Consider the following 11,781-nt stretch of genomic DNA (forward strand, 5'->3'; position numbering starts at 1 on the left):
CTTCCTGTCGGGAGGTTGGGAGGGATGGATGCTGCGGGCCGGTCAGCCGCCGGTGCCGGTCGTCTCGGTCGGGTCGGGGTCGGGCGCCGGCGGTGTGTATGTCACCGCGACAGACGGATTCGACGACACCGCCTTGCCGTTGTCGTTGAGCGCGACCACACGGTATCGATACGAGGTGTCTGCCTCGACGGTCTTGTCGACCAGCGATGTCGCACTCGTCTGGCCGACGCTGCTGAAGCTGCCGCCGTCGGCGGGCGCACGCTGCACGTCGTAGCCGGTCGCGTCCGAAACAGCGCTCCAGGTGATCTTGACGTCGTCTCCCGACTGCGCCACAGCGACATCCGTCGGGGTGTCGAGTTGCGGAAGGTTGGGATCACAGCTGCCGAGAGTGAACGACACCGTCGCATCGTTCAGGCCCCACTTGCTCCAATGCAGCGTGGCCGTCCCCGTTGCGGATTTCGCCCCCACCGGCACCTTGTCTGTGAGTGACAGCGTCGTCGAACCACCGGTCGTCAGCTGATACTTGATGCTCGCCGCCGTGATGGTCGCCGAACCGTCGGAGGACGTGGCCTGAAGACTCAGCGCGGAACCGCCGGTGCACACGTAGGCATTCTCATTGACGTCTGCCCACACCTGATACGGCGCGCTGCCGCTGCTGGGTGTGACCAGGCTGCGCGCTCCGTTGACGATCCCGTAGTCGTACCAGACCTCGATGCCGGGATCGCGGTCGAAGACATCGGTCGGATAGTTGCTGAAGCGCAGCGTCGCCCATCGCGGCGGGGCGTCACCATCGGTCGTCGGTTGGTCGTCGATCTTCCACTCAGCCCGCCCGTTGTTCGTCACGGGGCTGCTGTCGACCACGAACGTGTAGCCCTGCGGGCCGCGATCGTTGGGGCGTGCGACGACCTGGGCAGTGGTCTCGACACGCCCGAACGATTGGTTGTCGACCCGCGACTCGGCGCACAGCCGATAGGTGTAGGTCTGGCCGATGTTCACGTCGAAGGTCGCCGAGGCGTCCGTGCTCGTCGCCTGGCAGCTCTGCCCGTCTTGGACGATGCCGTAGAAGACGGTGGATCCGGTGCCGTTGGGACTGGCCGAGCCGCTCGCGGTGATGGTGGCGGTACTCTCGTCCTTCGCCTTGGATGAGACCGTGAGGCTCGGGTTCTTCGGCGCGCCCACGCCGTTGGCGAGGATCGTCCGGGCCTGGCCCGTCGTCGACCCGTCGAAGCCGGGCGGCAGCGTGAACGGCGACATCGGCGTGACCGTGAGCGGCGTGGATTCGTTGCTGCCGATCCGGTACGTGGGGATCGTCACCGACGTGCCGTGACGCGGCACGTCGACGTCGACCGACTCGCCGCCGTCGCTGGTGATCCGCAGCTTCGCGGTCTTGCCCGTGTCGATGCCGTCGATGGTGACCTTGACGACTCCGCCCTCGCCGTTCGCGGTCACGACCGGCGTCGCCGTCACCGACTTCGGCGTGGGCGGTGCGTCGTATGCCCAGGCGGTCGTGCTGACCGAACCCGCCGACTCGCCCACCGCGTTGACCGCCTTGGCCTCGTACGTGCGCGCCTCGCCGTTGGGAGCGTCGATGGTCGGGCACACGCCGTCGACCGAGCACCGGGCGACGACATCGCCCTTGTAGCGGATGACGAATCCGGTGAGCTCGGGATAGGCCTGGCTGGCCGCGCCCGCGTCGACCCGCAGGGTCACCGTGCCGTCGGCGTAGCCCGACTGCACGACCGCGGCCGGGGCCTTCGGGTAGCCGTGCAGATCGAGGAGAAGCTGCCCGTCGCGATCGCCCGCGGTGGCGCGCCCCTGCGCGTCGCGCACCGAGAACACGGCGGTGCACGTCTGACCGACGGTGTCGTCTGCCCACGAGGCGCGCACGTGCGAGGCATCCGCCACCGCGAAGGTCACGCCGCTGCACGTGCCGCCGCTGCGCACGTCGACGAGCTGGAGAGGCGTTCCCGGCAGCGGGTTGACCTCGCCGGCCGCGCCGATCACCTCGACGGTGCAGCTCGAGCCGTCGGCCTGCGAGCACTTCTGCGAGACGGTCCCGGCCTTGGGCAGCGTGCTCGGCACCGCCCCGACCCGCAGGATGAGCCGAGACGGCGACACACCCGGATGGCTGGAGACGCCGACCACGGCGACCTCCTCATCGCCCGGCGCGGCGGCGTCGGCCCCGACGATGGTGACGGTGGTCCCCTCGTGCGTCACGGTGAAATCGTGCCCCTGGTAGTCGATCGTGTAGACGATGTCGTCCCAGTCCTCGCGGCCCTGCCAGGTCGTGAGCTTCTTGAGGTCATAGGTGACGGTCGCGCCCGGGCTGACCGTGAGCGACGCCGACTCGAGCACCGGGACGGGATCGAGCGCGGTCACCGAGATCGGCACCGACAGGTACGTCCACTCCTTCTGCCCGCTCATGCGCACGGGCACGACGCAGGCGTCGGTCCAGGGTGCGCCGAGTCCGGCGTCGTAGCGCACCTTCGTGCCGCCGGCCGACGCGCACACGGCCTTCTCGCGCGCCTTCGTCGCCGCGATCTTGTCGCCCACCTCGAGCACCGCGCCGGTGGGCAGGCTCACGAGCTTCGCCATGTCGAAGGTGACCGAGTCGCCCTCGGTGACCTGCTGCGCGGTCAGGTCGGGCTTCAGCGCGAGCGTCAGGTCATCGGCACCCGGGATGCGCAGGAAGCCGTACGACGTCACCTTCTGTCCGGCCGTCGACGTGCCCGAGAGCTCGAACGGGATGATGCGGGTGTGGTCGGGCAGCGGTCCGGAGAGCTTCGTCCCCGAGACCGAGACGCCCTCGGGTTCGCCCCACAGGCTCAGCGTGAGGTCGCCGACCTCGCCGCCCGTCCAGCTCACCTTGCCGGCCACCACGTCGACGCCCGAGGTGAACTGCTCGCGGGTCACCGCGGTGAGCACCGTGTCGGAGATGACGGGATAGTCGGGCACCGCGCCGCGCACGACCTTGACCACGATGAGACCGCGGGCCGTGTTGCCGGTGCTGCTGGTCACGTCGTACAGGAACGACATCGTGCCCGGCGACGCACCGGCGCTGATGACGACCTGGTCATCGGTGATCTTGCCGATGAGTCCCTCCAGGCGCGCGAACTCGGGGTTGTCGCTGCCGTCGGCGAGCTTCTCGACCGCGTCGGGACGCACATCGCTGAGCGCGAGGGCGCCGCCGGTGGGATCGACGTCATTGGCGAGCGGGTCCACCCGCACGGTGTTGCTCTCGCCCACCTGCAGCTGCACGTAGTCGGTGAAGGTGACCGGGCTCGGGTTCGCCTGCTCGTCGAGCACGCCGACGCGCACCGTCGCGGTGCCCGTCGCACCCGCGGCATCCACCACCCGGTATGTGAACGAGACCTGGCCGTGGAAGCCCGGCACGCTCGCGTACTCGATCGACTCGCCGTCGGCCGAGATCGTGGCCGATCCGCTCGCCGGCTGGGTCAGGATGCGGTCGAGGCTCACGTCGTCGCCGTCGGGGTCGACGCCGTACGACCGGAACGGGATCGTCGTCGACTGCCCGGTGAGCACACGACCGGTGAGCGTGCGGGGCCGCGGCGCACGGTTCGCCTCATCGGAGATCACCTTGATCCGGACCACGGCGGTGTCGGCCAGCGTCGGCGATCCGGCCGCGAACACCGAGTACTCGACGCGGTAGTCGCCGGGCGTGCTGGGCGCCAGGTAGCGGAGCATGCGCCCCGAGGCGAAGGCCAGCGCGCTCTTGGTCGACGAGCGGACGGATGCCGGGTTCAGCGTCATGGCCCCGCCCGAGGCCGACACGTCGTTGTCGAGCACCGGGATGTCGACCTGCGCGCCCGCACGGGCCACGACCGTGTCATCGACGGCGATCGGGGCGAGGTCTGCGGAGGCCGACAGCAGATACACGGTCGCCTCGCCCGTGATGCGGGCGCCCGCGTCGTTCGTCCCGTCCGAGACGGTGTAGGTGATCGTCCCCAGCTGGCCCGGCGACCCGTCGGCGGTCGAGCCCGAGATGCGCAGGTAGTTCTGGCCGACGGCATCCACCGACATCGTCGCCCCGTCGGTGGCGTGCGGTTCGATGTCGCTGAGCAGCAGCACGCGCCCGGTGGGGTTGCTGACGGCACTGAAGACGTCGAGGGTGACATCCTGCTGCGGACGCACGAACGCCACCACGGGCGAGGTGGCCAGCTGCGCCGGCGCGTCGTCGGGCAGCACGGTGATGCGCGCGGTCGCCGACGCCTCGCTGTCGCCGTCGGTGACCGTGTACGAGACCCGGTAGATCCCGGGCCCCTTCGTGCTCATGTCGAAGCTCGTGCCGCCCGCGGTCGCCACGGCCTCGGCCGACGCGTCGTCGAGCACGCGCACGCTCGAGAGCGAGAGGCGCCCCTGCGTGCCCTGCACATGCGGTCCCACATCGACGGTGATGCCGCCGCCCTGCGTCTCGGTGACGGCGAACGATTCCGCTTCGAGCTTCGGTGTGGGCGTGATCCGCACGGTGAGGTCGCGGGTCGTCGTCGCCCCGCGGACGTCGCTGACGGTCACCTTCAGCTGGACGATCTGCGCCTCGGTCACCGAGGGATCGGAGTGCTGGTAGACGACGTCGCCGTCGGGGGTGGATGCCGCGGCCCCGGTCCCGGACGGATCCGTGACGCCCAGCAGCATGAGCGGGTCGCCGTCGGGGTCGACCCAGCCGTCGAGCACGGGCACGGTCACCGTGCCGCCGGGGGCGACCTGCGGCGACGGCCACGTCGCGAGGCAGTCGGCCGTTCCGCACCACTTGGGTGCGGAGTTGTCGCTGCTGTCCTTGACCGTCAGGGTGACGGTCGCCGGCTCGGAGTAGAGCCCGTCCTTCGCGGTGCCGTCGGTGACGCGGTAACGGAAGGATGCCGAGCCGTGCGCATCGGGTGACACCTGCACCGCCAGACGCTGGCCGTTGTCGGTGACCGAGAGGGTGCCGAAGCTCTCGTCGAGCCCGGTGATGCTGCCGGCGTCGATCGTGAGCACGTCCTCGTTCGGATCGTGGTCGTTGAGCATGACCGGCAGGGTGACGAGGCTGCCCGCCCGCACACCGAACGCGTCGGCCTCGGCCACGGGCGGCTTCGGGTCGATGACGACCTGCGCCTCCTCGTCGCTGGGCGCGGTCTCGGGCGCCGAGGTGTCGTCGAGCGACCAGTCCTGGCTGGAAGGCAGCAGCGCCGCCGTGCGCGCGTTCCACACCCAGCCGCTGCGCGTCTCGTTGAGGATCAGCGCGGTGCCGCTACCGGTGAACACCGGGCGCCGATCGTCGCCGAGCGTCTTGTCGCCGAAGTCGAGGGCATGCTCGCCGTCGTCGCTGCGCCAGAGCGTCCCTGTGTCCGTCCCCACCCACGCGGCGAAGACGACGCCGTCGTCGACGACCGGGCGCGCCGGGGTGCCCAGGTCACGCGTCGATCCGGAGCCGCCGACGACGCGCTCCGGGTCGGCGCCGTCGACCGGCAGCTTCACGAGGCCGGTGTCGTCGGCGATCCACGCGGCGTCACCTGACGACTGCGCACGGCTGTAGGCGATGTCGCCGACGAGCGCGAGCGAGACCGGGGCCTCGGCGCCGCGCCGCCAGAGTTTGTTCGCGTCCTCGTCGACGAGGAACCACGTGCCGCCGGCGGCGGTGAGCCCCAGCGCCGAGCCGCTGGGCGCGTTCGGCACCGCATCGCGGCCCAGCACCTCGCCGTCGGAGATGCGATAGCGAACGACCACCGCGTCCTTCTGCGAGAACGCGTACACGACGCCAGCGTCGTCGACCGCGATGGCCTGCGCGGTGAACTGCGGCGCGTCGGGATCGGCGCCGTCGGGGTTCAGCTGGCCGGGCGAGGTGTCGCCCATGCGCCCCGCGTACACCGCGCCCGAGTCGGTGCGGTACGCCACGTAGTCGCCGGTGACGGCGGCCTGCACGGTGCCGGGCGGGGTGGACGGCGACTCGCGCAGCGCCTCGTCGTCGAGATCGTCGGGCAGCGCCTCGTCGATGCGCGTGACCTTGCCGTAGCTCTCCGAGAAGAGGTACGCCCCGTCGCCGGTCTGTGCGACCGCCGAGGGGTTGGCGACGCTGCGCACCGTGTCGAGCTCGCCGATCGCCGTGTTCACCCGCGCGTACCGACGGCCCTCGCCGGTCTGCAGGGCCCACACCGACGTCTGCTCGGGCGGTGTGGAACGGGAGTCGAGACCGGGCCAGACCGCGCTGACGGTGATGACGGATGCCGCGACCGCCGCCACTGCGACGACCGTTGCGATCAGCGAGCCGCGCTTCATGTCAGGCCACTCCCCCGGAGGCGACGGCCCACACCACGAGCGCGACGGCGAGCACGACGACGGCACCCGTCACGATCCACGGCCACACGCGCCGGGAGGTGTGCACGGCGGGCGCCGAGATGTCGGTGTCCTCATCGCGCGCGGTCAGCGGGGCGGCAGCGGGAGCATGGCGCCGCGACGCGTGCGGCACCGACGAGATGAGCGGGCCGCGGGCCGCGGCATCCCGCACATCGACGGTCGTGTCGCCGGGGACCCACTCGTCCACGGCGACCTCGAGCGGCGAGGGAGGGAACCCCAGGGCGTGCTGCACGTCGCGCAGCGCCTGCGCGAAGGCGAGCGCCGAGGGGTAGCGGTCCTGAGGGTCGCGCGCCATCGCGACCTGCAGCACCTCGAGCACCTGCGCGGGCACGTCGGGGCGTCGCATCGTCGGGAACGACGCGCGCTGGATGCGGCGGCGCAGCTGATCGCGAGAGTTCTGGCCCGCCTCCGGCCGCTCGAACGGGCTGTGCCCGGCCAACAGCGAGTAGACGGTCGCGCCCAGGCCCCACACCTCGCTGGAGACGGTGCCCGCGGTCTGCTCGGCGATGACCTCGGGGGCGCTCCACGGCACGCTCATCGCGAACACCTCGCCGCCGCCGGTCGGCGCGAGCGACGACGAGATGCCGAAGTCGGCGAGCACGGGAGAGCCGAAGGTCGTGATGAGGATGTTGCTGGGCTTGATGTCACGGTGCACGAGACCGGCGCGGTGCGCGGTCTCGACGGCACCGGCCATCTTGACGCCGATCGTCAGCACCTCGTCGAGCGGCAGCCGCTCGAGCCGATAGCGCTGCGCGAGCGAGCCCGGGCAGTACTCCATGACGATATAGGGGCGGCCGTCGGCCGAGATCCCCGCCTGGTAGACGGTGACGATCGACGGATGCGCCGACAGGTGCGCGAGGATGTCGGCCTCGGCATTGAACATGCGCAGCAGCTCGGCGTCGTGGATGCCCGACGGCAGCACCTTCACCGCCACCTGGCGACGCGGCATGTCCTGCGCATAGAGGAACACGTCGGCGAACCCGCCCGAACCGAGCGGGCGCACGTAGGTGAGGCCGGGCAGGACCGGGGGCTCGGAGGGCAGACGCTTGGGCATAGCGGTCGCTCCTCGTAGCCGGGTCTGTGCACAGGGTGATGCGCCGTCGGCGTGGTGAGCGGACAGCGGTCGGGCCCGGTCATCGTAGCAAATCGCGCTGGATCCCCGCGCCGAGCTTCGGTGACGGGCGGTCAGTCGGTCGGGTCGAAGGGCGCGTCCAGCGACCGGGTCAGCTCTTCGAGGAGCGCCGCGACCTGCGGCTCCACGTACTCGCCGATGGCGGTCTGGATGCGCAGCCTGTGCCCCAGCAGGATCGAGCACACCTCGCGCCCGACCATGTTCGCGTACTCGTCGGCGAGGCCGACCTCCTGGCGCAGCGCGGCCTTGGCCTCGTCGCTGAGCGGCGGCAGCGCCGGCACCTCGGCGTCGGCCTCGTCGGCCATGCCCGCGAGCGTGAAGAGGAAGGGTGCGCCCGGCTGCGGGTCGGGATCCAGCGGCATGCCCTCGAACTCGGGGTCGAGCCCCTCGCCGGGCCGGTAGCTGCGGGACCTGTTGCGCTCGGCCTGCTGGTCGAGCTCGGCCTGCAGCATCGGCAGGTTGCGCGAGGTGTAGTCGGCCACCGCGTGGTCCACGATCGTCTTGATACGGGTCGACAGCCCGTGCTGCACGCCGTGGGGCACGTCGGCGCCCAGACCCGCCGCCGACAGCACCGGAGAACCGAAGCAGCGACGGCAGACGGCGACCCGCCCGCGGTGCGTGGCCGGCTCCCAGCGCGGCAGCCACCGCAGCCAGGCGTCGACTGCCTGGCTGACCTGGGTTTCCAGGGAGCGCTCCACGCCTCCACCGTAACGCGCGAGGGCGCTCACGGCTCGTCGTGACTCTCCCACGGCCAGCGCGGGCGTCCGCCGCGGGCGCGCACGAGCAGGATCCCGCCCCAGCCGGCCACCAGACCGGCGCCCGCCACCACGAGGGCGAAGCCGCCGGTGACGAGCCCTCCGGCGACGGATGCCGCGAGCACGATGTCGCTCGTGTGCACCGCCCCACCGATCCACACGGTCGCCAGGTACACGAGGAACGCGGTCAGCCCCGTGCCGACGGCACCCCACAGCGACGGGCGGGGCCGGCGCAGCAGCATCCACAGCACCGCCGCGAACGCGACCGCCGCGAGGATCGCGGCGACGGTGCCCACCAGCTCGCCGAAGTCGGGCACCGGGATCACGTCGCGCCCGGTCGCCAGGCTCACCAGCCCGAGGCCCGCCACCATGAGCGCCACGAACAGCACCGTCGCGAACGCCCATGCGACGACCGGGCGGACCGGTCCGCCTTCGACAGGACCCGGTCCGCCCGGTGCATTCGTCATGGGATCAGCGTGCCAGCTGCGGGCCCGCCTCGAGCGTGCGCTCGTACTCGCGACGCGCCTCGACGTTCAGCGCGGTCATGCGCTTGCCGCGCGCGGCCGCCCAGGCGCCGAACCAGATCGTCAGCTCGCGCCCGATGATGAACGCGGCGATCGCCAGCGGCGCGAACAGCTGCTGGTCGACGATGTCGGCGCCCTGCGACGCGGTGACGTTCCAGAACGGGGCCTCGAACAGCTGCCCCAGCAGATGCCCGCCCCAGGCGGCGACGCCCACGAGCAGGCCGATGATGACCCAGGCGCCCCAGCGCCCGCGGTTGATGATTGCGCCCAGCAGCCAGAACGCGACGAAGAACACCACGGTGGGCACCCACAGGCCCCACGACGACAGTGCGTCCACGAGCCAGTCGGTCAGGCCGCCGGTGGTGATGTCGCCGTTCACCAGGCCGATGACCAGGCCCGAGGCGAGGTACAGGGCGGCGAAGCAGACGGCGGCGACCAGGCCGATGCCGCCGGCGGCGCCGCGGTTGCCGCGCGGACGCGGCTCTTCGGGCGCCTGCACGAAGATCGGCTGCGGGGCGACCGGTTCGGCGACGGATGCCGCGGCGGCAGCGCCCGCGGCGGCTCCGGCCGGGTACGCCTCGGTCTCGACGGCCTCGCGCGAGGCCTGGTACTGCTCGGTGGCGGCGGTGTCGACGTTCTCACCGTAGGTGCCGTGCATGTCGTTGAGAGCGGGCGTGGAGAACACCGGCTCGTCGGCCTCTTCGGTCGGCTCCGCCGCAACCGGCGCGTCGGCCTCGACGGACGTCGCGACGGCCGGCTCATCGGCAGGCGGAGCGGATGCCGCGGCTGCGGCCTCATCGGTCGCGTCGCGACCGGCGGCCTCGGCCTCGGCAAGGCCCTCGTGCGCGCGGCCCACCACGTCGTCGACCGACGTCGACTCCTCGACCGGCTCGCCGACGGGCTCCTGGGGGTCACTCATCAGCAGGACTCCTCACACGGGGACGGTCCCCTTCTCAGCGAGGGTACCGCCGGGCTCCGCGGGGATCAGGGAGGCATGCCGACGCGTGTCGGACGAGGCGCGCACCGCGCTCCTTCTACAGTGAGGGGATGCGCCGGATCACGACTGCGGCCGCGGCCGCGGCATCCCTCCTCCTGCTCACGGTGCTGGCCGCCTGCGCACCCGACCCGGCGCCGACCACGCCCGCGTCGACGCCGCCGGCCGTCGCCGAGCAGACCGGGACCCCCACGCCGACGACCACGCCGACCGCCGCGCCCGCGGTCGCGCTGCCCACCGACTGCCGCGCCATCGTGTCAGCCGCGGTGCTCGCCCAGCTGCAGGACCAGCCGCTGAACGACAAGGCATTCGGGCCGACGGGTGTGCAGTCCGACGGCTCGCTCATCTGCGTGTGGGGCTCGCCCAGCGCCGACACCACGAACCTCACCACGACCATCTCGTACATCGACCGCGGCCCGGCGCTCGACGCGATGAACGCCTTCCGCGAAAAGGGCGCCACCTGCTACACGCCCGATGAGGGCACCCGCTGCGAGCGCACCTGGAAGAACAAGCAGTACCCCGTCACCGACGGGCGCACGATGTTCTGGCGCGACGGCGTGATGATCGACACCCAGTACTCGAACCTCGCACCGGACGGGTACACGGCCAGCCTCGTCGCGCACATCTTCGGGTGAGGGTCAGCTCGGCGCAGCGTTCAGAACTCCGCAAGAATCGCGCGCGCGGCCCGCGAATCGACGTGAACTCGCCTTCGGGCCCGCAGAATCGCTGAGTTCTGAACGCGACGTGCGGGCGGCGGGCTCACTCCCCCACTGCCAGCACCGTGTGCACGAGCGTGCGCACCCCGACCGGGATCGCCCGCTCGTCGGCGCGGAACGCCGACGAGTGCAGATCGACCTGGGGCTCGAGGCCGTCCCAGACCCCCAGCCGGGCCAACGCGCCGGGCGCGTGGTCGAGCAGCACGGCGAAGTCCTCGGCGCCGGCCGACTGCTCGGCGTCGGTGACCGCGTCCACCCCGACGCCGGCGGTCACGGCGCGCTGCAACAACGCGACCGAGGCGGCGTCGTTGACCACCGGCGGCACCCCGCGGATGTAGGTGAGCCGGTGCTCGGCGCCGCTGGGCGCGAGCAGCTGCTCGACGAGCTCGGTGACGACGGGCTCGGCCAGCTCCCATGCGGCGCGGTCCATGACGCGCAGGGTGCCGCCGAGCGTGCCCTGCCGGGGGATGACATTGGATGCCGCACCCGCCTGGATCGCGCCCCACACCAGCAACGCGCCCGAACGGGGATCCAAGCGGCGGTTCACCAGCAGCGGCAGCCGCGTCGCGACCATGGCGAGCGCCCCGACGACGTCGACGGTCAGGTGCGGTCGTGAGGTGTGACCGCCGGGTCCGGTGACCTCGAGCTCGATCATGTCGCACGCCGAGGTGATGGACCCCACCCGCAGGCCCACCTGCCCGACGGGCACCCGCGGATCACAGTGCAGCGCGAACACGCGGTCGACGCCCTCGAGCGCGCCGGATGCCACGAGCTGGTGCGACCCGCCGGGCATCCGCTCCTCCGCGGGCTGGAACAGCAGTCGCACGCGGCCGGCGAAGGCCGGTGCCGCGTGCAGCGCGAGCGCCGTGCCCACGAGCACGGTCGTGTGCACGTCGTGCCCGCATGCGTGTGCGACGCCCGGGACGGTCGAGGCGAACGGCAGCCCGCTGCCCTCGAGGACCGGCAGCGCGTCGATGTCGGCGCGCAGGCCGACCACGGGTCCGGGCGCGCCGCCGTCGAGCTCGGCGACCAGCCCCGTGCCGCCGGGGAGCACCTGGGCGGGAATGCCCGCGGCAGCCAGCACGTCGTGCAGCAGCTGGGTCGTCGCGCTCTCCTGCCAGGAGAGCTCGGGATGCGCGTGCAGGTGCCGCCGCAGGCGTACCAGCCTGGGCAGCTCGGTGCTCAGAGCCTCGTCGAGCCAGGCGGGGCCGCGCCCCGCGCCCGGGTCGGCCGTGCCGGCCGGGGCCGGCGTGGTCTCGTCGGATGCGTCATCCACTGTTCGTCTCCCCCTTCGTCGTCCCAGCGTAGA

General features: G+C 71.9%; 7 protein-coding genes. 1 reads left to right on the forward strand and 6 read right to left on the reverse strand.

What is annotated here, in order from left to right:
• Positions 1-42: 42 nt before the first annotated feature.
• The 5 genes from ABMQ42_RS17485 to ABMQ42_RS17505 all read right to left on the reverse strand — a co-directional run bounded on the left by ABMQ42_RS17485 (position 43) and on the right by ABMQ42_RS17505 (position 9,681).
• Entirely contained in the window at positions 43-6,273 is a 6,231-nt protein-coding gene (locus tag ABMQ42_RS17485; RefSeq protein WP_349724287.1) for an Ig-like domain-containing protein, read from the reverse strand.
• Between the two features lies 1 nt (position 6,274).
• Entirely contained in the window at positions 6,275-7,405 is a 1,131-nt protein-coding gene (locus ABMQ42_RS17490) for a serine/threonine-protein kinase (RefSeq protein WP_349724288.1), read from the reverse strand.
• Positions 7,406-7,536: 131 nt separating this feature from the next.
• Positions 7,537-8,181, reverse strand: coding sequence for a spermidine/putrescine ABC transporter substrate-binding protein (locus ABMQ42_RS17495; protein WP_349724289.1), 645 nt, complete (start codon positions 8,179-8,181; stop codon positions 7,537-7,539).
• 26 nt (positions 8,182-8,207) lie between these two features.
• Positions 8,208-8,705, reverse strand: a complete 498-nt coding sequence (locus ABMQ42_RS17500; protein ID WP_349724290.1) for a DUF6121 family protein — start codon at positions 8,703-8,705, stop codon at positions 8,208-8,210.
• 4 nt (positions 8,706-8,709) lie between these two features.
• Positions 8,710-9,681: an ABC transporter gene (locus ABMQ42_RS17505; RefSeq protein WP_349724291.1), complete on the reverse strand. Its 972-nt coding sequence runs from the start codon at positions 9,679-9,681 to the stop codon at positions 8,710-8,712.
• Between the two features lie 128 nt (positions 9,682-9,809).
• Here ABMQ42_RS17505 and ABMQ42_RS17510 point away from each other — a divergent pair, with 128 nt between their 5' ends.
• Positions 9,810-10,391 carry a hypothetical protein gene (locus ABMQ42_RS17510; protein WP_349724292.1) on the forward strand — a complete coding sequence of 194 codons (582 nt, stop codon included), beginning with the start codon at positions 9,810-9,812 and terminating at the stop codon, positions 10,389-10,391.
• Between the two features lie 124 nt (positions 10,392-10,515).
• On the opposite strand, the gene ABMQ42_RS17515 is transcribed toward ABMQ42_RS17510, so the two are convergent.
• A complete protein-coding gene (locus ABMQ42_RS17515; protein ID WP_349724293.1) occupies positions 10,516-11,748 on the reverse strand; it encodes an amidohydrolase in 1,233 nt (410 codons plus the stop codon).
• Between the last annotated feature and the right edge of the window lie 33 nt (positions 11,749-11,781).

The sequence above is a fragment of the Microbacterium sp. KR10-403 genome, from assembly GCF_040196215.1.
Lineage (GTDB): Bacteria > Actinomycetota > Actinomycetes > Actinomycetales > Microbacteriaceae > Microbacterium.